Origin of the sequence: Methylophaga pinxianii, from assembly GCF_020447225.1 — a bacterium.
Classification (GTDB): domain Bacteria; phylum Pseudomonadota; class Gammaproteobacteria; order Nitrosococcales; family Methylophagaceae; genus Methylophaga; species Methylophaga pinxianii.
On record NZ_JAJAEO010000187.1, the window covers coordinates 69,653 to 90,920 of the forward strand.

20 protein-coding genes are annotated in these 21,268 nt (G+C 45.0%); 3 read left to right on the forward strand and 17 right to left on the reverse strand.

The genetic code is table 11. The features are described 5' to 3' along the window. Positions 1 to 4: 4 nt before the first annotated feature. Genes ftsA through mraZ form a run of 15 tightly spaced genes read right to left on the reverse strand, consistent with a single transcriptional unit; the run spans position 5 to position 16,184 of the window. A complete protein-coding gene (ftsA, locus tag LGT40_RS14475) occupies positions 5 to 1,255 on the reverse strand; it encodes a cell division protein FtsA (RefSeq protein WP_226071206.1) in 1,251 nt (416 codons plus the stop codon). Beyond that, positions 1,255 to 2,040, reverse strand: coding sequence for a cell division protein FtsQ/DivIB (locus LGT40_RS14480; RefSeq protein WP_226071208.1), 786 nt, complete (start codon positions 2,038 to 2,040; stop codon positions 1,255 to 1,257). Before LGT40_RS14480 ends, ftsA begins: the two co-directional genes overlap by 1 nt. After that, positions 2,040 to 2,978 carry a D-alanine--D-alanine ligase gene (locus LGT40_RS14485; RefSeq protein WP_226071210.1) on the reverse strand — a complete coding sequence of 313 codons (939 nt, stop codon included), beginning with the start codon at positions 2,976 to 2,978 and terminating at the stop codon, positions 2,040 to 2,042. The genes LGT40_RS14480 and LGT40_RS14485 overlap by 1 nt, the downstream gene beginning before the upstream one ends. Continuing rightward, the gene (murB, locus tag LGT40_RS14490; protein WP_226071212.1) at positions 2,975 to 3,865 is read right to left on the reverse strand and encodes a UDP-N-acetylmuramate dehydrogenase; all 891 of its coding nucleotides are present in this window, start codon (positions 3,863 to 3,865) and stop codon (positions 2,975 to 2,977) included. Before murB ends, LGT40_RS14485 begins: the two co-directional genes overlap by 4 nt. After that, positions 3,865 to 5,280 (reverse strand): UDP-N-acetylmuramate--L-alanine ligase, encoded by a 1,416-nt coding sequence (gene murC / locus LGT40_RS14495; RefSeq protein ID WP_226071214.1) that lies wholly within the window; start codon positions 5,278 to 5,280, stop codon positions 3,865 to 3,867. Before murC ends, murB begins: the two co-directional genes overlap by 1 nt. After that, complete coding sequence (gene murG, locus LGT40_RS14500) at positions 5,273 to 6,352, reverse strand: undecaprenyldiphospho-muramoylpentapeptide beta-N-acetylglucosaminyltransferase (protein WP_226071216.1); 1,080 nt, start codon at positions 6,350 to 6,352, stop codon at positions 5,273 to 5,275. Before murG ends, murC begins: the two co-directional genes overlap by 8 nt. Beyond that, positions 6,349 to 7,488 carry a putative lipid II flippase FtsW gene (ftsW, locus tag LGT40_RS14505; protein WP_226071218.1) on the reverse strand — a complete coding sequence of 380 codons (1,140 nt, stop codon included), beginning with the start codon at positions 7,486 to 7,488 and terminating at the stop codon, positions 6,349 to 6,351. Before ftsW ends, murG begins: the two co-directional genes overlap by 4 nt. Then, positions 7,485 to 8,840, reverse strand: coding sequence for a UDP-N-acetylmuramoyl-L-alanine--D-glutamate ligase (gene murD, locus LGT40_RS14510; protein ID WP_226071220.1), 1,356 nt, complete (start codon positions 8,838 to 8,840; stop codon positions 7,485 to 7,487). The genes ftsW and murD overlap by 4 nt, the downstream gene beginning before the upstream one ends. Beyond that, on the reverse strand, positions 8,837 to 9,919 hold the full coding sequence (gene mraY / locus LGT40_RS14515; protein ID WP_226071222.1) for a phospho-N-acetylmuramoyl-pentapeptide-transferase: 1,083 nt from the start codon (positions 9,917 to 9,919) through the stop codon (positions 8,837 to 8,839). The genes murD and mraY overlap by 4 nt, the downstream gene beginning before the upstream one ends. After that, positions 9,919 to 11,274 (reverse strand): UDP-N-acetylmuramoyl-tripeptide--D-alanyl-D-alanine ligase, encoded by a 1,356-nt coding sequence (locus tag LGT40_RS14520; protein ID WP_226071224.1) that lies wholly within the window; start codon positions 11,272 to 11,274, stop codon positions 9,919 to 9,921. Before LGT40_RS14520 ends, mraY begins: the two co-directional genes overlap by 1 nt. Beyond that, on the reverse strand, positions 11,271 to 12,791 hold the full coding sequence (locus LGT40_RS14525; protein ID WP_226071227.1) for a UDP-N-acetylmuramoyl-L-alanyl-D-glutamate--2,6-diaminopimelate ligase: 1,521 nt from the start codon (positions 12,789 to 12,791) through the stop codon (positions 11,271 to 11,273). Before LGT40_RS14525 ends, LGT40_RS14520 begins: the two co-directional genes overlap by 4 nt. After that, positions 12,788 to 14,497: a peptidoglycan D,D-transpeptidase FtsI family protein gene (locus tag LGT40_RS14530; RefSeq protein WP_226071229.1), complete on the reverse strand. Its 1,710-nt coding sequence runs from the start codon at positions 14,495 to 14,497 to the stop codon at positions 12,788 to 12,790. Before LGT40_RS14530 ends, LGT40_RS14525 begins: the two co-directional genes overlap by 4 nt. Next, on the reverse strand, positions 14,494 to 14,787 hold the full coding sequence (gene ftsL / locus LGT40_RS14535; protein WP_226071230.1) for a cell division protein FtsL: 294 nt from the start codon (positions 14,785 to 14,787) through the stop codon (positions 14,494 to 14,496). Before ftsL ends, LGT40_RS14530 begins: the two co-directional genes overlap by 4 nt. Then, the gene (gene rsmH, locus LGT40_RS14540) at positions 14,784 to 15,722 is read right to left on the reverse strand and encodes a 16S rRNA (cytosine(1402)-N(4))-methyltransferase RsmH (RefSeq protein ID WP_226071232.1); all 939 of its coding nucleotides are present in this window, start codon (positions 15,720 to 15,722) and stop codon (positions 14,784 to 14,786) included. The genes ftsL and rsmH overlap by 4 nt, the downstream gene beginning before the upstream one ends. A 9-nt stretch (positions 15,723 to 15,731) precedes the next feature. Continuing rightward, positions 15,732 to 16,184 carry a division/cell wall cluster transcriptional repressor MraZ gene (gene mraZ, locus LGT40_RS14545; protein WP_226071234.1) on the reverse strand — a complete coding sequence of 151 codons (453 nt, stop codon included), beginning with the start codon at positions 16,182 to 16,184 and terminating at the stop codon, positions 15,732 to 15,734. A gap of 257 nt (positions 16,185 to 16,441) precedes the next feature. On the opposite strand from mraZ, the gene LGT40_RS14550 reads away from it, so the two are divergent. Beyond that, positions 16,442 to 16,753 carry a hypothetical protein gene (locus tag LGT40_RS14550; protein WP_226071236.1) on the forward strand — a complete coding sequence of 104 codons (312 nt, stop codon included), beginning with the start codon at positions 16,442 to 16,444 and terminating at the stop codon, positions 16,751 to 16,753. Then, entirely contained in the window at positions 16,753 to 17,703 is a 951-nt protein-coding gene (locus tag LGT40_RS14555) for an FRG domain-containing protein (RefSeq protein WP_226071239.1), read from the forward strand. The genes LGT40_RS14550 and LGT40_RS14555 overlap by 1 nt, the downstream gene beginning before the upstream one ends. A 250-nt stretch (positions 17,704 to 17,953) precedes the next feature. Here the strand turns inward: LGT40_RS14555 and LGT40_RS14560 are convergent, their stop codons facing one another. Continuing rightward, entirely contained in the window at positions 17,954 to 19,513 is a 1,560-nt protein-coding gene (locus LGT40_RS14560) for a hypothetical protein (protein WP_226071241.1), read from the reverse strand. Between the two features lie 101 nt (positions 19,514 to 19,614). After that, entirely contained in the window at positions 19,615 to 19,827 is a 213-nt protein-coding gene (locus LGT40_RS14565) for a recombinase family protein (protein WP_226071243.1), read from the reverse strand. 464 nt (positions 19,828 to 20,291) lie between these two features. Here LGT40_RS14565 and LGT40_RS14570 point away from each other — a divergent pair, with 464 nt between their 5' ends. Beyond that, positions 20,292 to 21,200, forward strand: coding sequence for a KAP family P-loop NTPase fold protein (locus tag LGT40_RS14570; protein WP_226071245.1), 909 nt, complete (start codon positions 20,292 to 20,294; stop codon positions 21,198 to 21,200). Positions 21,201 to 21,268: the final 68 nt, after the last annotated feature.

Here is a 21,268-nt window from a genome sequence, read left to right on the forward strand (position 1 = left end):
TTGCTCAGAAATTGCCCTGAAACCAACTTTTCATTCTGGCAAGCATTCCTTTAAAACCATCCGAAATCACAGATTCACTGTGTCCGGTACTCACTTGTTCATTTCCAAACAGTAATAAACCCACCCCCGTGGCATGGATTGGATTACGTACTACATCTACTAAACCGCCAACATGCTGCGGCACACCTAACCTTACGGGCAGATGAAAAACCTCTTCTGCCAACTCAATGGCACCTTCCATTTTTGAACTGCCGCCGGTCAAAACCACACCAGCTGCCAGCATTTCTTCAAAACCGCTGCGTCGCAGTTCTGCTTGAACCAACATTAATAATTCTTCATAACGGGGCTCAACCACTTCCGCCAGCGTCTGTCTTGCAAGCTGGCGTGGTGGTCTGTCACCTACACTGGGAACTTCAATAGTTTCGTCTTCCCGTGCCAGCTGGGTTAAGGCACAGGCATATTTGATTTTGATTTCTTCGGCATATTGCGTAGGCGTTCTTAATGCCACCGCTATATCGTTAGTGACCTGATCCCCCGCAATTGGAATGACAGCGGTATGACGGATAGCGCCATCGATAAATACTGCAATATCAGTTGTGCCACCACCAATGTCCACTAAGCAGACACCCAGCTCTTTTTCATCCTGTTCCAGCACCGCATAGCTGGAAGCCATTTGTTCCAATATGATTCCGTCAACCACCAGTCCACAACGTTCAATACATTTGGTGATATTTTGTGCCGCGCTGACAGCACCGGTAATCAAGTGCACTTTGGCTTCCAGACGAACACCTGACATGCCGATAGGCTCACGAATGCCTTCTTGATTATCGATAATGAATTCTTGTGGCAGCACATGCAGTAACTGCTGATCGCCCGGGAAATGAACGGCGCGTGCGGCATCCAACACCCGATCCAAATCTCCTTGCGTCACTTCTTTATCACGAATTGCCACGGTGCCATGAGAGTTCAAACTGCGAATATGGCTGCCGGCAATGCCCGCGAATACGGAATGAATCTGGCATCCGGCCATCAGTTCAGCTTCTTCTATTGCTCGCTGAATGGATTGCACTGTTGATTCGATATTTACGACCACACCTTTTTTCATGCCTCGGGCAGGATGCGAGCCGATTCCGATAATTTCTAATTTATTTTCATTGGGCCCGGCATCCAGAATGGGCGCGGCAACAATAGCGACGACCTTGGAGGTGCCAATATCCAGTCCAACGATCAGTTCTCTTTCAATTCGTTTCGACATTACACAATTCCATTAAAATCAGGTTGCTTACCGTTTTTCCAGACAACTGCTAGTCCGTTGGTATAGCGCATATCTACAATTTTGATTTGATCGCGATAACTTGCGAGCGGGCCTTCAAACACCCGAATAAATCTGGCTAACCTTTGCTCACTGGCAGCGCGCCCCAGCTGCAGTTGCATATCATCCGTAAATTGAATCTGCCAGGAACGACGTTCATCCATGGTCAGACTTTTCACTCTTAATCCCAACTTATCGACGGACTGCTGAATCGTCACCAACTGCCGTGACATCAATTCACTGCCTCCTTCAGGACCAAATAATTGAATGAGTCCTTCTGGCATTTTTCCACTATCGGGATAAAACACCTGGCCACGCGTATTGACCAGACCGTCCTCATTCCAACGGGCAATCGCCTGATGCTCACTTACCATCAAATGCAACGTATCCGGCCAGACCCGTCTTACCTGAATTTGCGCCACCCAGGGCAAGGCCTCACCCGCCTGACGAATACCGGCTACATTTACATCCAGAAAACTGCCTGTGACATAAGGTGTCACCGCTTCAATTAATGCCTGTTTTTCGGTATTTATCAGTTCACCTTCGACTGTCACATGCAAAATTGGCAAAGTATCGTCGTTGTTGATATAAACGGTGCCAAAAATCAACAGCAGGAGTACCAGAACCGTACTGATATTGCGTAACCGGCTTTTCCAGTTCACTGGTTCACGAGGCTTAACCGCCTGAGTACGTGTAGCTCCAGCAGTAGGACGTTGTCTGATAGCCATCAGCGTTTATCCTCAAAACTGCTTTGCAGTACTTGTGCAACCAGATTTTCAAAACTGATCCCAGCCTGTCTTGCTGCCATTGGCACCAGGCTGTGGTCCGTCATACCGGGAACGCTATTCGCTTCAAGCAAATAAAAGTTGCCTTGTTGATCGGCCATTACATCGATACGGCCCCACCCCGACATATTGAGTGCATTGAAAGCATTGATTGCCAATTGCTGACAACGTTTTTCATCGGCATCACTTAAGCCACATGGACATAAGTACTCAGTAGAATCAGCCAAGTATTTCGCTTCAAAATCATAAAAATCTCTTGGCGTGGTCAAGCGAATAACGGGCAATGCCTCACCATTCAAAATGCTTACCGTGTATTCCGCACCATGAATCCATTGCTCTGCAATAACCTCATCGTCATAGTCAAAAGCAAGATTAATGGCTTGTTCCAACGTCTCGGCAGAAGTCACCTTGCTCATGCCAATACTTGAACCTTCATTTACCGGTTTGATGACTATTGGCAATCCTAACTCTGCAACAAGTTGTGCCGGGCTGGACTGGCGGGTTAAACGCATATATTTAGGTGTTGGTAACCCCTGACTTTCCCAGACCTGTTTACTTAATCGTTTATTCATCGACAATACTGCACCGGTAATGCCACTGCCGGTATAAGGCAGTTGCAACGACTGCAGAACACCCTGGATTTCCCCATCCTCACCACCACGTCCATGCAGGACAATAAATGCCCGATCAAAGTTATTCTGACGTAAATGCTCACTTACATTTTTGTCGACGTCTAACTCAACAGCATCCACGCCAAGCGACTGCAAAGCAGCTAAAACCGCATGACCACTTTTCAGTGAAATTTCACGTTCTGCAGAACGGCCTCCAAGCAGCACTGCAACTCGACCAAAACTGTTTGCATTAAATGCTAATTCGCTCATGCGTGTTCTCCGATAATGTGAACTTCGGGTATCAATCGCACTTTTGTCTCTGCTTCTACACGTTGTCTGACTAAATTAATCAGTGCTTCGATATCTGCTGCACTGGCCGATCCATCACTCACAATAAAATTGGCATGTTTCTCTGAAACACTTGCACCACCGACTCGCAACCCTTTCAGACCGCATTGTTCGATGAGACGACCAGCATAGTCACCTTCGGGATTACGAAATACTGAACCGGCACAGGGTTGGTTTGTTGGTTGACTGTCATTACGCTTTTTCAATAAATTTCGTATCAATGCCGTTTCAACTTCTGCATCACCGCTTTGTAATTCCAAAGTCGCAGAAACAAACCATTCTTTCTCCGGTAGCTGTACGTGGCGATAGCTGACTTTAAACTCATCGGCTGAGCGTTTTTTAAGTTCACCCTGCCGTGTGACCGTGGTGGTTTCTTTCACTAACTGCCAGGTCTCTGCCCCATGCGCTCCAGCATTCATCGCCAACGCACCACCTAAGGTGCCTGGAATACCGGCAAGAAAAGCCGCCCCACTTAATCCGTGCTTAGCCGATTGCTTGGCGACTTTACTGCAGTAAACGCCTACTTCGGCAGTAACTGTTTTCCCGCTTATCTCTAATGTCTGCATAGTGCCAGCCATACTGATTACTGTGCCGGCAAATCCACCATCACGTATCAGTAAATTACTGCCCAATCCCAACCACAGTAATGGTTCATTGACTGGTAACTGACGTAAGAAAACCGCCAGATCATTTTTGTCCTTGGGCTGATAAAAACGATGAGCATTACCCCCAACCCGCCATGACGTATGCTGTGATAACGGCTCATTGGTTTTCAAATCGCCTTGTAGCTGAGAAAACATCGATACCATCAACTCAGCTCCTCAAGTTGGTCCAACTCTTTTGCTATTGATCCGATATCACCCGCTCCAAGGGTCAGCACTAAGTCCTGGTCTTGTAATAAACCTGGAAGGACAGAAAATAAAGATTGTTTATCTTCCACAAATACCGGCTCAACCTGACCACGTAAGCGTATGGCACGGCATAAACTGCGTGCATCGGCACCAGCAATCTTGTTTTCTCCTGCTGGATAAACTTCAAGCACCACCAGTACATCAATGCTTGAAAGCACTCGTGCAAAATCTTCAAACAAATCCCGGGTACGGGTATAACGATGTGGTTGAAAAATCACCACTAAACGGCGATCCGGCCAACCACCGCGACTCGCTGCAATGGTAGCTGCAATTTCGGTAGGATGATGGCCATAATCATCGACCAGTAATACCTGACCCTGGGCAATGCGTTTTTCACCGAGAATATTGAAACGTCTGCCGACGCCATCAAACTTCAGCAAAGCGCGTTGACAGACGGCTACATCGACACCCAGATTACGTGCGACTGCCAATGCCGCTGTCGCATTCAAGGCATTGTGCAATCCTGGCATATTTAACCGGATCTGATATTGCACGCCACTTTGGGCTTCGCTCACCGTAAACTCACTTTGTCCCTGGTATTGTCGCAACTCAGTGATACGGAAATCAGCACGTTCATCCTGACCATAAGTGGTAATCGGCCGGGTAACTTCAGGCAAAATACTTTCCACCACGTCATCATCAATACATAAAACGGCAAGACCATAAAACGGCAAGTGATGCAGGAACTCGATAAATGTGGCTTTGAGTTTCTCAAAGTCACCTTCATAGGTCGCCATATGATCATCATCAATATTGGTCACAATCGCGATCATAGGCTGCAGATATAAAAAGGAGGCATCACTCTCATCTGCTTCGGCAACTAAATACCGGCCGGTGCCCAATCTCGCATTTGAACCGGCGCTGTTCAGTCTTCCGCCAATCACAAAGGTAGGATCCAGCTCACCTTCACTTAACAGCGCCGCTGTCAGACTGGTTGTCGTCGTTTTACCATGTGTACCGGCAACCGCTATGCCATAACTAAAACGCATTAATTCAGCTAACATTTCAGCGCGTGGTACGACAGGTATACGTTGTTCGCGTGCTGCCACAACTTCGACGTTGTCAGCACTTACTGCGGTGGTGACGACAACAACATCAGCACCTTGCAAATATTCTGCAGCATGTCCAATCATAATATTGGCACCCAGTTGACGCAGGTGTTGAATCAGGCTGTTCTCATGCAAATCGGAACCACTGACCTTATATCCCAGATTCAGAAGTACTTCGGCAATTCCACCCATGCCAACGCCACCAATACCAATAAAATGGATATGTTTGACTCGGCTTTGCATTGCTGAGGTTAATTTAGCCATGTGCCCACTCCAGACAGATATCGGCTATCTGTATTGCTGTTCCTGGATTTGCCAATATTCTTGCTTGTATTGCCATTTTTTCCAATTGTTTACGGTTTGCCAGTAATGGCTGCATCTCGGCTGCCAGATCGGCTGCATTGAGTTCAGCATCAGCAATCAGTAAAGCAGCTCCTGCGGCTTTTAATGCCTGTGCATTGTGTGTTTGATGGTCATCTACCGCGTAGGGATATGGAACAAATATCGCCGCAACACCTGTGGCTGCTACTTCGGCCACGGTGAGTGCTCCAGCACGACAAATAACCAAATCAGCCTCGCCATAAGCTTTTGCCATATCGTCAATAAATTGCGTTACAGTTCCCGCTACCCCAGCCTTTTTATAGGCATGTTGGCAGTCAGCCAAATGCTTTTCACCACATTGATGTATGACATCAATCGTATGCTGTTTTCCTAATATCGCCAGTGCCTGCGGTACGACCTGATTCAAGCTTTTTGCTCCCAGACTGCCACCCAGCACCAGCAGTTTCACTGATTGCTGAGTTCTCATCTGATAACGGATTTGCGGCTCCGCTAACTGTTCAATTTCCTTTCGAACAGGGTTACCGACCCATCTGGTTTTCTTACTACTGGCAAAACTGTTTTCAAATCCCTGCAATACCTGCTTGGCAATTTTTGCCAATAAGCGATTGGTTAGACCGGCAATCGCATTTTGTTCATGGATCAACAACGGTTTGCCCGATAACCATGCAGCCAGACCACCGGGACCAGAAGCAAAGCCTCCCAATCCAATCACCACATCCGGCTGAAATCGTTTAATGATTTTTCTTGAGGCTAAAACGGCTCGCAAAATTCTCAATGGAGCGACCAACCAGCCTAACAGTCCGTTACCACGTAAGCCTTTAATTGGTATCAAATTTAATTTGAAGGCCGCAGCAGGTACCAAACGAGATTCAATACCGCGCTCAGTACCAATCCATTCAATCTCCACTGCTCGGGATCGCAATTCCTCAGCCACAGCTAAGGCGGGAAATACATGTCCACCCGTTCCACCAGCCATAATCAATACACGGGTCATCGTTTGACCCTCGCTGACGCTTTCTCAGGCTGCCGGGTTTCCAAATCCACGCGTAACAACAATCCAATGGCGACACACACGATGACCAGACTGCTACCGCCATAACTCATCAAGGGCAGCGTTAAACCTTTGGTCGGCAACACGCCCATATTCACACCAATATTGACGCAGGCCTGGAGCCCCAGCCATACCGAAATACCATAGGCGATTTGTGCACCAAATAATTGACCCGCTTCTTCGGCAGCACGCCCAATGGCCAGTGCACGCCAAATCATGATCAGAAACAGGGCGATCACCGCCACAGCCCCTATTAGTCCAAGTTCTTCAGCCAGAATTGAAAACAGAAAGTCAGTATGTGCTTCAGGCAGATAGAACAGCTTTTGCATGCTGCTTCCTAATCCCACTCCAAGCCAGTCTCCCCGGCCAAAGGCTATGAGTGCCTGGGTTAACTGAAAACCGCTACCAAAAGGATCAGCCCACGGATCCATAAAGCTTTGTAGCCGTTGTAAACGGTAAGGAGCCACCCAGACCATCATGGTAAATAGACCTGCCAAAATAGCGATCAAACCAATAAATACATCCAGTCTTGCGCCACCCAGAAAAAGCATAACCAATACTGTGGACAAAATGACCACGATAGACCCCATATCGGGCTGCATTAATAACAGCACGGCAGCCACACTTAGCAGCATTAATGGCGATAATACTTTCAATAATGACGTATTCAGTTGTCCATGGTGACGTTGCAGGTAATCTGCTACGTAGATAATGGCAAATAATTTGATTAACTCTGCTACCTGGAGATTGACGGGGCCTAAGGGTAACCAGCGAGAACTGCCGTTTACTTCACGGCCGACCCCGGGGATCAAAACCATTACCAGCATACCGACACCAATCATCAATAACATCGGTGCCATTTGTTGCCAGTGTGATAGACGTATCGACATCACGCACCACGCAAAGAATAGACCGATCATGGCAAAAGCCAGCTGACGGATAAAGAAATACAGTGGTTGGCCGGTTTTATTTTCGGCAATCGTAATTGAGGCTGAACACACCATCACCAGACCGATCAACAATAAGGCTAATGTTGCCAGCATTAGCTTTGAATCGAAGTAGGTATTTACACGACTCATGCTGCCAACTCCCTCACAGCCTGTTCAAAGTGCTCACCACGATCGGCATAGTTGGCAAATTGATCAAAACTCGCACAAGCTGGTGATAACAATACCTGCTGACCATCCTGTGCAGAAAGATTTGCTGCTTGAACAGCTGCTTTCATATCAGCAGCAAAATGCAGTTGTACGGTTTTCGGAACATGACGCGCAATCTCTTCCGCGGATTGGCCAATTAACACGATCGTGCTGACATAATCATTCAGAACGGGTCCTAGAGGCGCAAAATCCTGTCCTTTTCCAACTCCACCGGCAATCAGCACAATCTTGCCATTATCCGCCAGGCCTTCTATGGCAGCGATACTTGCTCCAACGTTGGTTGCTTTGGAATCATTGAACCAGCGCACGCCATGTAATTCACGAACGAAACGACACCGATGAGGCAATCCTTTGAATTCTCTTAAGGCTTTCAACATGGCGTCCATTGGCAAGCCCATCACAGAGCCCAGAGCTAACGCAGCCAAGGCATTTGCAATGTTATGACTGCCAGCAATTTTCATTTCGCTGACCAGCATTAAAGGTGTGTCACCTTCCGCTAACCACAAGTGGCCACGCTGAGTCAGTACACCAAACTCATAACCGGTTGATTCATGCAGACTAAAACCAAGCTGATCCCGTCCTGCGATCGCCATAGCCGACACAATTGGATCATCACGGTTAATCACCATGACGCCATTACCTTGATAAACTTTCTGTTTGGCTTTTTGATAATCATCAATTGAATCGTAGCGGTCCAGATGATCCGGACTGACATTCAGAATGACGGAAGCAAATGCATTTAAAGATTGCACGGTTTCCAGCTGAAAGCTGGATAGTTCAAGGACATAAAAGTCTGGCGCAGGATCCGTCAACAAATCCAAAGCCGGCGTCCCCAAATTACCTCCAATGGCGACTTTTTTATCTGCCATTTGCGCCATCAGCCCTACCAAAGTCGTTACAGTGCTTTTACCATTGGAGCCGGTAATCGCAATAATGGGTGCATTGGCATGACGTGCGAACAACTCAATATCGCCGACAATTTCAATGCCTGCTTGAGCAGCCTGTTTAATCTGAGGTAAGCGTGGGTCGACTCCAGGGCTCAATACAATTGAGTCTGCTCGCATTAACCAGTCAGCAGGGATACTGCCTGTTTTGACCACAACTTCAGGAAAATCTTTTTGCAGCGCATTCAGACAAGAAGGTTTGTCACTACTATCGATCACAGCGACCGCATTGCCTTGCTGTAATAAAAATCGCGCGCAAGACAATCCTGTCTGACCTAAACCTATGATCAGACTATAGTGCGAACTATGTTGTTGTAATTCTGCTGTCATCGTATTTTCAACGTCGCCAAACCGACCAGCACCAGAAACACGGTGATGATCCAAAATCGAACAATAATACGGGGCTCAGGCCAGCCTTTTAATTCATAGTGATGGTGAATAGGTGCCATTAAAAACACCCGTTTGCCGCGTAATTTATAGGAAGCTACCTGAATCATGACCGAAAGCGTTTCAATCACAAACACTCCCCCCATAATCACTAATACCAATTCCTGACGGACCAGAACGGCTACAGTGCCTAATGCAGCACCTAATGCCAGTGCGCCGACATCGCCCATAAATACTTGTGCGGGATAGGTGTTAAACCACAGAAAACCTAAACCGGCTCCAACCATTGCTGCACAAAATACGGTTAACTCCCCTGCACCCGGGATATGCGGAATTTGCAGGTAATGGGCAAATTCAAAATGGCCGGCGACATAGCTGAATAAACCCAATGCTGCTGCGACCATTACCGTCGGCATAATAGCCAGACCATCCAATCCATCAGTGAGATTCACAGCATTACTGCTGCCGACAATCACCAGATACACCACCAGGAGATACCACGCACCCAGCGGGATTATTATTTCTTTAAAAAACGGCACAATAAGCTGCGTTTCTGCAGCTGTTTGGGTAGTCATATACAGAAATATGGCTGCTCCCAAACCGACAACTGACTGCCAGAAATATTTATATCGACTTAATAAACCTTTTGGATCCTGTCTCACCAATTTAATGTAGTCATCAACAAAGCCGATTAAGCCAAACAACAAGGTAACCAGTAACACGACCCATACATATCGATTAGCAAGATCCGCCCACAGTAGCGTGCTCACAGCAATCGCTACCAGAATCAGTGAACCTCCCATCGTCGGTGTTCCGGTCTTACTGAAATGTGACTCTGGGCCGTCATTTCTGACAACTTGCCCAATCTGTCTGAAACTCAGATGACGGATCATGGTAGGTCCTACAATCAGAGCTATACCCAGCGCCGTCATCACCCCCAAAATGGCACGCAGTGTGAGGTATTGGAAGACATTAAAGCCGGTGTAATACTGGCTTAAATATTCACTCAGTATTAACAGCATCAGACTTCTCCCCCAATCGAAAGAGCATCCGCCAGCAGATCCAGTTTCATAAATCGTGATCCTTTGATTAAACACGCGACATCTTTATTGAGCGTGTTTTTCAACTCTGCTTCCAGCTGTGACTTATCATTGAAATGCTTGGCATTATCACCAAATGCAACCGCTGCGAGCTGGCTTTGTTGACCGACGGTGAACAGCTTCTGTACCCCAGCGGCCCTGGCATCACGACCTAACTGTTGATGAATAGTGGCACTTTCTGGTCCCAGTTCGCCAAAATCACCTAACACCAGCCAATGCGCTCCAGGAAACTGCATTAATGTTTGTAAGGCCTGGCTAAATGAACCTGGATTGGCATTGTAGGTGTCGTCGAGCACAAGTGAGTTGTTTACCGCCTGGCGCAATTGCAGCCGATGAGGTACTGATTTGATTGCAGCAAGGCCTTTGACAATTGGTTCCGGAGCAATATCTAACGCTGAACAAACCGCAATGGCGGCTAATGCATTGCTGACGTTGTGAATTCCCGGTAATGGTAAAGAGATAAAATGACAAACCCCGTCCAGCCTGACCATAAAGTGACTACCGGTCACAGACAGCTGCAAGTCTAATGCGGTGATATCAGCCGGTTGTTGAAGACCAAAGCTTTTGTACTGGCGTGCACCAAGGATATGTTTCCATGTATCCAGATAAGGCATATCCATGTTTATGACGCCCATCCCCTCGGCTTTGAGACCTGAAAAAATTTCTCCTTTGGCTTCTGCAACGCCTTGCAATGAGCCAAACCCTTCCAGATGTGCTGCCCCCACATTATTAATCACTGCAACATCAGGCTCTGCCATGGCTACCAGGTTAGCGATTTCACCAGCATGGTTAGCACCCATCTCGATAACTGCAAAATCATAATTCTCATTAAGCCGTGTCAAAGTGAGGGGAACGCCCAGTTCATTATTCAAATTACCCGCTGTCGCTAAAACCCGGCCACATTGCCCCAGAATGGAAGCAATCATTTCTTTCAGCGTTGTCTTACCATTACTGCCCGTGACGGCAACAATTCTGGCCTGACTCTTTTCACGGCAGAATCGGGCAATTTGTCCATAAGCCTTAACCACGTCCGCCACAACAATTTGAGGTAATTCGTCGGGGATATGTCGATTGACCAGCGCTCCACAGGCTCCAGCAAGCCGAGCTTGTTCAATATAATCATGCCCGTCGGTATTTTTGCCTGGCAAAGCAATAAATAAATCACCTTGTTCAATTTTACGGCTATCAATTTTACTGCCAGTCATCAGCGCATCAGTGCCATGGAGCTCTGCATTGAGCTGCTCAGCAATGTCTCTCAGGCGAATATTCCACGTCATAAAGTTACCCTTGTTGCTGAATGGCGTTTTTGTATGGCTTGCATTGCAATCTCATAATCATTAAATGGTGTTTTTACGCCGGCTACTTCCTGATACTGTTCATGCCCCTTACCGGCGATAAGCACCATGTCATCCAGGGCTGAATCCAGAACGGCATACTCAATCGCCTGCTGTCTATTGGCTTCAATGTAAAGATCAGTTCCCTCGATACACCCGGTCATAATCTGATCAATGATGGTGCCGCTGTTTTCAGTGCGTGGGTTATCGTCGGTCAGTACCACCTTGTCAGCCAACCTGCTGGCAATATTTCCCATCAGTGGCCGTTTACCGTTGTCGCGATCTCCACCACAACCAAATACACACCATAATTTGGCGTCAGACTGCATATGCTGACGCATACCTAGTAAAGCCTTTTCCAATGCATCCGGTGTGTGAGCAAAATCCACTACGACTGAGGGCTGCAGGCTTGTTGCCAGCATTTGCATGCGGCCATTAACACTTTTCAACTGATTAAGCGCTTGGGCTATTTGGGTTGCTGGCCAGTCAAGCAGTGATAATACTGCAGCGGTTGACAACAAATTTTCGACGTTGAAGCGGCCAAGTAAGCGGGTTTCGATAGCCAAATTATCTTGCTTGAGTTGTATATTGAATTTCAAACCATTAGAGGTGGCCTGGATATCTGACGCAAATAACTGTGCATTTCGATTCTGGCAACTGTATTCAACACAGTGCATATTCTGGCCATGGAGCTGTGACAGTATTTTTTGTCCAAACTCATCGTCAGCATTCACCACAGCAGCCTGCAGTGAGGCAAAGCTGAATAACTGTTGTTTTGCGGCTGCGTAATCCGCCATTGTCTGATGATAATCAAGATGATCCCGGGTTAAGTTGGTCAATACCGCATAATCGATATCAACAAAATCCAGACGACCTTGTTCAAGTGCATGTGAAGAAGCTTCCAACGCCAGATACTGAATTCCTGCATCACGCATCTCAGCCAGCATTGCCTGCATTCGGACAGGGTCAGGCGTGGTCATACCATGATATTTAATGTCCGATACGCGGCCACTGCCCAGAGTGCCTATCACACCACAAGGCTTACCAGTACTTTCCAATGCCTGGGCAATAAACTGGGTAACCGATGTTTTACCATTGGTGCCTGTTACCGCGACAATGGTCATGGTGGCTGAGGGATATTGATAAAATGCTGCGGCCAGACGCGCTGTACTCTGTTTTAAATTCTTCACAGCGACCGCTTCGATTTGCCGTTCTGCAAGCAGCTTCCTCAGCTCCTCAGATAGAGGTTCATCCGCTGAATAGCACAGCGCCGCAATATCAGTGGTGATGGCCTGATGGATATGTTGAGCACGAATCTCCGGATCAACAGCTAATGCAAAAAACACATCTCCCGACTCGAGTTGCCGACTATCCAGACTCATGCCGGTAATTACTTTGGTCGACACCGAGTCACTCTCCACCAGGTTCAGCAAATCAATTAGACGCATTTGATATTTCATTGATGCGCCACCTGTAATTGCGTTTGAGGGAGTGCATCCGGGGCGATATTCAATAAACGCATCGCACCAACCATAACATCGGCAAATACAGGGGCAGCGACTGCACCACCGTAATATTCTTCACCAGTCGGGTTATCAATAACTACCACCATGGCAAGTCGTGGATTACTGGCAGGAATTAAACCGGCGAATAATGATTGATATTCACTTTCGGTATAGCCGCCGGCCATGGCTTTTTTAACTGTTCCGGTCTTTGCGGCTACTCGATAATTTGGTACGGCGGCACGTTGAGCGGTTCCTCCGGACAGCACTACCAATTCCATCATGCTACGGACGGTTTCCATTAAATCTTTGGAGAAAACTCGACGTCCTTTTGGCACGTTATCTTGTTTGATAAACGTGACATCTCGCATGATGCCGCCATTACCTATGATGGTATAGGCTCTTGCCAACTGCAGGGTATTGGTTGCCAGACCATAACCATATGCCAATGTCGCTCTATCCAGCGTGCGCCATGTGCGAGGGTCAGGTAAACGGCCCATTGCTTCACCAGGGAAATAGGCGCCACTATCGACTCCCATGCCAAAACTGGCAAAGTCCTGCCATAGATCCATTGGCTCTAATTCCAGGGCGATTTTGCTGGCAGCAACGTTACTGGATTTTTGAATTGAAGTAGCCAGGTTAATAATGCCGTAATCCCGAAAATCACGGATATTGTGGCCACTTACTCTAAAGGTTCCAGGATGCGTATTAATCATGGTATCGAGATCGAATTTGCCCGATTTCAAACCACTGACAATCGTAAAGGGTTTAACCGTTGACCCAGGTTCGAATAGATCAGTAACAGCACGATTGCGTAAATCGTTAGAACTTACACCATAACGATTATTCGGATTAAAGGCCGGTTGGTTGACCATAGCCAGCACTTCACCGGTTTGAACATCCAGAATAACCGCCGAGCCTGATTGAGCTTTGTTTTTTTCTACCGCATTCTTCAAAGCGTTGTAACTCAGATACTGCAGGCGTAAATCGATACTCAGTTGGATATTTTCCCCTGCTTTTGCTGCACGGATAGGATCCCCGCCACCGACAAAATTTCCTTTACTGTCCCGCACCATACGGCGCATGCCTGGCACGCCGGTTAACAAGGGTTCATAGGTTAATTCGAGACCTTCCTGTCCCACATCATCAATATTGGTAAACCCAACCACATGCGCTGTGACTTCGCCTGTTGGGTAATAGCGCTTATATTCGCGTTGTAAGGCGACTCCACCAATTTTTAACTGTTTTACCTGCTCGGAAATCTCTGGGGTGACTCTTCGTTTTAGATATAAAAACTCGCGATTAGGATTTTGATAGATACGTTCGCGGATATTTCGAACATCAATATCCAGGATCGCTGCTAACTTAGCCAGTTGCGGGTTTTCAGGATCGGTGGCTTGCGGATTCAACCAGACAGAATGTACTGGGGTACTAATAGCCAATGGTTCACCATGCCGATCCAGAATCATGCCGCGATGCGCCACAATAGGCACATTACGCAAATGACGTGCATCACCCTGATTACGCAAAAAGTCCGGGTTAAGCACCTGAATATCAACCAAGCGCCACAACAAGCCCAAACCAATCAAAATAAACGACAACCTGACCAGGTTCAGACGCCAGCTGCCCGTTTGTTGATAACCTCTTTGCTGACGACGGCTCATGGTTTGACCACCACAGTTTGCTCATTGGTTGGTACTTGCATATTCAGTCTGGTACGAGATTGCTGCTCAACTCTGGCTGGGCTTGCCCAAGTGCTTTGCTCAAGCAATAACTTGCCCCATTCTTCATTTAACTGATCACGTCTGTTTTCTAACTGTTGCAAAGCAACAAATTCACTACGACCAGCATGTTTGGTATAGACCACGGCTACTGATGAAATAAGCACCAGTAAGGTCATCACCAAGACCGGCAAATCAATCCGAATATATTCAAAAAATGTTGGCCAACTCATGCAAGTTTCTCCGCCACACGCAATACTGCACTGCGGGAACGTACGTTGAGAGCCAATTCCGCCTCATCCGCTTTAATGGCTTTACCAATAATTCGTAACCGCGGATTTAACTGAGCTGCCCGGATAGGGAAATGCGCTGGTAAATCATCACCTTTTGCTTGATCGCGGAAAAAACGTTTTACGATACGATCTTCCAGTGAATGAAAACTGATCACCACTAATCTGCCGCCTACAGCCAATACATCCAAGGCTTGCTCCAGCGCACTGGTCAACTCTTCAAGCTCACTGTTTATAAAAATACGAATCGCTTGAAAAGTACGGGTTGCTGGGTGCTTGAACTTATCACGGGTAGGACTGGCTTTGTCGACCAAATCAGCCAATTGCCTGGTTGTGGTGATAGGTGTGTGTTCACGGGTTTCAACAATAGCGCTGGCAATACGCTTGCCGTAACGCTCTTCTCCTAATGTTTTAATGACAGTGGCAATTTCATTCATCTCAGCAGTGGCAAGCCATTCTGCGGCGCTCATCCCCGATGTGGGATCCATTCGCATATCTAAAGGACCATCATGCTGAAAACTAAAGCCACGTTCAGCTTCATCCAATTGAGGTGAAGAAACACCAATATCCATCAAAATACCATTAACCTGGCCTTGCCAAAGTCTTGAATGAATAACAGTTGCCAGATCTGAAAATGCACAATGCTCTATTGCAAAACGGCTATCACTGGCAGCCAGCGCTTGACCAGCGCTAACAGCGGCCGGATCACGGTCCAACCCTAACAACCGACCATTTTCTGAGAGCTGTTGCAGAATAGCTCGAGAATGACCACCACGGCCAAAAGTAGCGTCCACATAAAAGCCATCGGGCTGAATAAACAGCGCCTCGACGGTTTCTTTGAGAAGAACCGGTTGATGTATTGGGAGAGGATTTGTCATGACTCCGCCCTATATCGATAGCGTTTCGAGTTCAGCTGGCAGTATTGCGTCAAAGTCTTCTTGAAGACATGCATCCATTAACGTGTTCCAGGCTTGTTCATCCCACAGTTCAAACTTATTTCCTTGGCCAATCATCACTATGTTTTTGTCTAACCCGGCAAACTCTCGGAGTTTGGCTGGTAACAAAATCCGACCATTGCTATCCATTTCACACTCTGTGGCGTACCCCAAAAGCATACGTTTGAGACGACGAACCTGAGGATTCAAACTGGGTAGCGCAGATAATTTTTGTTCAACCGTTTCCCATTCAGGTAATGGATAAACCTGTAGACAGTGGTCTGAGTGATCGATAGTTATAACTAAACGGCCCTCACAACAGACATCAAGATGCTTACGGAACTTGGCTGGGATGGCCATCCGTCCTTTTGCATCCAGATTGAAAGTTGCTACGCCTCGAAACACCGTTAGTCCTCAAATTGAAGGATCCACAAAGATCCACTTTTCCCCACTTTCCGACACTATAGGAGTGCGTCATACTGAAGTCAAGCATCAAAATTAAGAAAATCCTCTTTTTACGACAATGACTTAGCGCATTTTCGTAAAAGTGGGAGGAAAGTGGATCATGGCAAAATTGAGGACTTATTTCTTATCAAAAAACTGGCATCGGAAGTTAAAGTAGATTCTAGAATAAAGACGGGTTTTGTCTTGGAGAAAATTTTTTGGGATGGGTGTTAACCGAAAAAAAGTTTGAGATGGCCGATAAGCCGGGTTCTGTCGTGGACAATCATTCATCTGGGACAGATGTCACCATCTGCCTCAAGCAACCTACCCGGGAACCATGGTTCAACGCATGTACAACCGAAGTGCGCAGTTCGATTGCTGGTGTTTTTACTCTTGTTGCCCTTAAGCTACGACGTTTAAAAAATGCGCTGATTGTACCAAAGTTTGTACCAATTTTAGTAATGCTCAATAATCATTTTTCAGACTACACATCTGATAAAGTTAATGTCTTAAGAATAAGGGCGATCTAATGTTTGATTTTTGTAAGGAATACACCTACACAACTGCCAAAGAGTTCCTCACAGCCCTTTCTCCATGGTCTAGCGAGTTTGACTTATCAGAGTTTGTCTTTCGCGGCCATAGTGACGATAACTTTAAACTAATACCTAGCGCTCTTAGAAAAGATAACCTTGAGAAGATATGGCATTTTGCAAATATGTTTACACCCGAGGAAGCGCACACGAAAGGTAAGTATTTCCAAATGGAGACTGAATACACTGCCCTAAGAGATTTTTACCGACTTGCCGACTCTAGAGGACTATCCGTCCCCGTTAATGAAAGGGTAAGAAAACGTCTAATAAACAAGAAAGATCATTTCATGGGTGAACTTCGTAAAGAGAGTTCTTCATGGATACCAGAAGATTTATTAGAAATTGCCGCCTTAGCCCAACATTACGGTATACCTACCAGACTTCTCGATTGGACTCATGATCCTTTAGTCGCAGCTTATTTTGCATCCCACGAAAAACAACAAGGTAGCTCGTATATTTCTGTCTGGTGTATTAACCATGAAATTATAAATCTCATGAATAATACAAATGAAAAATGCCCACTCACTTTCGTAACACCGCCTTACTCCCAGAATCCAAACTTAGCTGCACAATCTGGCGTATTTACACACTGGCCCACCCCAATTGTTGAGTTTTCTAAATTTAGGGAATCAGTAGATAAAGGGTATATAGAACAAGACAACAATGAATCATTGGATGAAAGATTAATGCGACACTTCAATCATCTGGGTCATAGCTTTGATGATACTCTTGTTAAGATTAGGTTGCCTTCAAGTCAGGCACAAAGTTTACAGTTACTACTTGCTGAGAGTAATTACGGAGCCTCACGGCTATTTCCCGGATATTCAGGTGTTGTAAAAGAAATCAAAAGTAGAGTTAGACATCACCACATTCCTGAAACTAAATACTAGCCTAATCCTCAACCCCATCGATACTGAAATGCCGAGTTCAACAGCAATCTCACTGCATAGATATTCCACCAGCTATCTTTTAAACGGGGGACAAAGTTATCTTAGATTTGATACTTAAAATCTTGTTAAATCGATAATCATGTTAAATAAAGATTCAGCAAATTTGCTCCGATTGCAAATCGGTATTGATTAATATTGATTCAAATGGAGTAGTGCAGTTCTAAAAATACTAATTTTTTTCGTATGATCACTATATCTTTACAATGAATACGTCATAACCCTCAGCTTCATACCGATCAGATGCTGAACTTATAAGTCCTTCACTTACTTCAGTAATTGAATCCTGGCCCTGACCTATTCCAATAACAAACTTTTCTTCACATTTATAATTATTACTTTGCAATATATAGCTATTCTCTTCTACTTTTTTGTAATCCCCCTTAATCGAGAAGACAACTCCAAAGAAATAATCGCCGATTCGTATTGTCGCACTTGAAAGAGTTATATTCTTGCCCTCTTTGATTTCCGGAGCCTCGGTGAATGTTGTTTTTACAACAAACTCTTTATTTGCCTTACTCACTAAATTCACATTTAAAAGCTCTATAAAGTTAAGGTATACAGAAGAAAATGAGGAGACCTCATCAAGCGTAAGCTCTAGGAAATCGCTGAATTCAAATGCATCAAGTATCGTTTGAATTTGCTGAATTGCAGCTGACTCATTTTCATACGAGATTGACTCTGTGTCGGCACCGTTTGAATTGAATTTTAGCGGTTGCTCTCTTATATCCAAGTCAAGCTCAATTTGGAAGTTTGACTTCACTATCTGCATTAGCTTTAAAACTTTAGAAAGCTGCCTTATTTCAACCTTTCCTGAGAACGTGAAGTTGATAGTTAGTTTTGATGTCTCCGTGAACCAGATAATATCGAACAAGTCACTTTTAACACGTAATTTTTTATGCTCAGGAGGCAGGAAGTTTCCAAGGAAAATGGGAGTATAGACGCTTACATCAAACGACAGACCAGCAGAAAATGAGTTCTCTCTAAATATTATCTTTCCAAATGAAAATGGCTTTGCATCTATACTAAGAATGCCGGATTCGTGATTGAAAACGGGTTCTTTGTTATAGATACCAAACCTCTTTTTTCTAGCCGTAACTGAAAAAACTTTCGCTGCACTCTCGAACCCCAGTGATGAATCTAAAAGGTTTAAAGCATCCGTGGTATTAAGCGAGAATAAAACACTGTAGGCATCATCGCCGTATCCTATTGTTTCAAGATACTGTTTCTTATCAGCTATATACTTCGCCATATCATTATTGATGGGTTTATTTAATTGGAGAAAGAGGTTATCTCCATCTAGCTGTTTTAATTTGTGTTGCTCACCGTACCGTATGGTATAAGTAATTTTATGTAGGTCTGCAGGTTTATCTTTTTGTTCGTTTTTGTGTAATCGTTCCAAGACTTTCCCGACCAACTCGCTATCCATATGCACCAAAAAAGCGTTTTGGGCCTCATTTTCTTCATCAAATTCAAGAAATGCATAATATGTTGGCATTTGAAGAGTAGCCATGCGCCATAAATTTGATAACGGCACCGCTAACTTTCGATTCCTTTTGTCCGTTGCTTTTACTTGAACTCTATATTCAAGAGGCGATGAATGTATTTCACCAGATAATGATTTATAGTTTTGTGGGGACTCAATATGAAAATCCCACCCTGTTTTATCTATTCTTGAGTGATTCGCTATTAACCCGGCTTGGGAACACCACAGCTTGAATGTATCTTCTCCCAATTCGCCCAAGTCTCTCATTTCAAGTCCTACAGTTTCATATTGAATAATGTTATATCAGTACAGAATTACAAGCTCTTTTTACAGAGGCAGTAAATATTCCGAAGTGTTCAGCCATCTGTTTAATACTTGCTGACTTCTCTTTCCTGAACAACCTTATTGTCATCAATTTGTTTTTGTCTTCCAAGCGCTTTTTCTTCAGACTTCGCTCTTGCTATTCCTGCCATCTGTCTCGCTTTAATATTCTTATGCTCCAGCTCAGCGAGAGAGGCCAACATAGTCAGCATGAGCTTTCCTACGTCTGTCGATAGGTCAAAGCCCTCACGGGGAGACATCACGGCAACACCTTATCACCATCACTGGCATAGTTTAGAAGCGATCCTCACCACTACCTTATGAGCTACAGCAATACCTTGACATGGTGGAGGTCGTTGGTTCGAATCCAATCGTGCCTACCAGCTTAAGCCTTTGATTTCACTAAAAGTTTAAACTGGTGACGCTTCTCGTACACACTCCAAATGCTCCCATGAGTACCGCTCTGAGTACCAAGTTACTCATAAATTACCTACTATCCGTTCATTTCAGAACAGTCGTAAACTGAAGTTAAACCCTAGCGCAAATTTGCTAATGCACACTAACTGCGGTCATATTGCTTTTATTCGACGTGATTACAAACTGTTCAAGAGGGTAATCAAGCATTGAAATATCTAATTCCATACCTACCTACTCCTAATTAAATTTTCAAAATCATATTATTCGTTATATGGCTTACCTAAAAGGGCATTGGGGATTTGAGGTTATGGAAAATGATAATACTGGACTAACTGAAACGATATGGAAGGATGATAAGCTTGGAAGAATAAATGAGGCGATGCATCTTAATAGGTTTCTCGAAAGCAAATTTCAAGCAGAAAAAAACAGACCTTTTGTAATGAATATTGATTCCGGCTGGGGACATGGAAAAACTTTTTTCATTAAACACTTTGCAGAACAATTGAGACAATATGGTCATCCTGTAGTAATTTTCGATGCATGGAAAAATGATTTCAGTGACGAAGCATTATTGTCTTTTATTTCTTGTGTTTGTTTATCTTTAAAGGATGAATTACTTAGTGAGGATGACGCTTTAAATCAGGTTGCTAAACTCAAGAAGTTAGCCAAATCATTTGTAAAACCTGCTTTACCAATATTACTTGCAGCTCTTGTTAAGCAGCTAACAGGGACATCTATAGAGAAATACTTATCTCAAGATGGACTTGGGAGCAAAAATAAAACTGCTGATAACATTTCTGATCTAGCACAAGACATAACTAACTTAGCAACTTCAAAAGCCTTAGAAGTTTATGAGGAAAAAAAAAGTGCTACAGAAAGTTTTACGGACACTATCGCAAACCTCGTAAAGATTGTTGATAAATCTCAAGATAAGTACCTACCAATATACATTTTTGTAGATGAGTTAGATCGCTGCCGCCCCTTGTTTTCCATAGAGCTTTTAGAAAGTATAAAACACTTATTTTCAACATCCGGTGTTTATTTTATTGTAAGTACGGACACTGAACAGTTATGCCATTCGATTAAAGCAGTTTATGGTCATGGGTTTGATGCTCGTAGATATCTCAAAAGATTTTTTGATATTGAATATCAACTTGATACTCCACATAACCAAGAGTTGTCTCTCTGGGTTTCCCACAAATTCACGGACACATAGTTAAGCCCGTATAGCCTTTTTCAAATTCTACCGGACTAATTCCGCCTAATGTCGAATGACGACGTTTC

What these genes read in the sequence shown, in the direction of transcription:
- murC (WP_226071214.1), bottom strand. Translation starts at nt 5,280, where the DNA reads ATGGCTAAATTAACCTCAGCAATGCAAAGCCGAGTCAAACATATCCAT.
- LGT40_RS14555 (WP_226071239.1), top strand. Translation starts at nt 16,753, where the DNA reads ATGTTTGATTTTTGTAAGGAATACACCTACACAACTGCCAAAGAGTTC.
- ftsL (WP_226071230.1), bottom strand. Translation starts at nt 14,787, where the DNA reads ATGAGTTGGCCAACATTTTTTGAATATATTCGGATTGATTTGCCGGTC.
- LGT40_RS14565 (WP_226071243.1), bottom strand. Translation starts at nt 19,827, where the DNA reads ATGTCTCCCCGTGAGGGCTTTGACCTATCGACAGACGTAGGAAAGCTC.
- LGT40_RS14525 (WP_226071227.1), bottom strand. Translation starts at nt 12,791, where the DNA reads ATGAAATATCAAATGCGTCTAATTGATTTGCTGAACCTGGTGGAGAGT.
- ftsW (WP_226071218.1), bottom strand. Translation starts at nt 7,488, where the DNA reads ATGAGTCGTGTAAATACCTACTTCGATTCAAAGCTAATGCTGGCAACA.
- LGT40_RS14520 (WP_226071224.1), bottom strand. Translation starts at nt 11,274, where the DNA reads ATGACGTGGAATATTCGCCTGAGAGACATTGCTGAGCAGCTCAATGCA.
- murB (WP_226071212.1), bottom strand. Translation starts at nt 3,865, where the DNA reads ATGGTATCGATGTTTTCTCAGCTACAAGGCGATTTGAAAACCAATGAG.
- rsmH (WP_226071232.1), bottom strand. Translation starts at nt 15,722, where the DNA reads ATGACAAATCCTCTCCCAATACATCAACCGGTTCTTCTCAAAGAAACC.
- LGT40_RS14570 (WP_226071245.1), top strand. Translation starts at nt 20,292, where the DNA reads ATGGAAAATGATAATACTGGACTAACTGAAACGATATGGAAGGATGAT.
- ftsA (WP_226071206.1), bottom strand. Translation starts at nt 1,255, where the DNA reads ATGTCGAAACGAATTGAAAGAGAACTGATCGTTGGACTGGATATTGGC.
- murG (WP_226071216.1), bottom strand. Translation starts at nt 6,352, where the DNA reads ATGACCCGTGTATTGATTATGGCTGGTGGAACGGGTGGACATGTATTT.
- LGT40_RS14560 (WP_226071241.1), bottom strand. Translation starts at nt 19,513, where the DNA reads ATGAGAGACTTGGGCGAATTGGGAGAAGATACATTCAAGCTGTGGTGT.
- LGT40_RS14480 (WP_226071208.1), bottom strand. Translation starts at nt 2,040, where the DNA reads ATGGCTATCAGACAACGTCCTACTGCTGGAGCTACACGTACTCAGGCG.
- mraY (WP_226071222.1), bottom strand. Translation starts at nt 9,919, where the DNA reads ATGCTGTTAATACTGAGTGAATATTTAAGCCAGTATTACACCGGCTTT.
- LGT40_RS14530 (WP_226071229.1), bottom strand. Translation starts at nt 14,497, where the DNA reads ATGAGCCGTCGTCAGCAAAGAGGTTATCAACAAACGGGCAGCTGGCGT.
- LGT40_RS14485 (WP_226071210.1), bottom strand. Translation starts at nt 2,978, where the DNA reads ATGAGCGAATTAGCATTTAATGCAAACAGTTTTGGTCGAGTTGCAGTG.
- murD (WP_226071220.1), bottom strand. Translation starts at nt 8,840, where the DNA reads ATGACAGCAGAATTACAACAACATAGTTCGCACTATAGTCTGATCATA.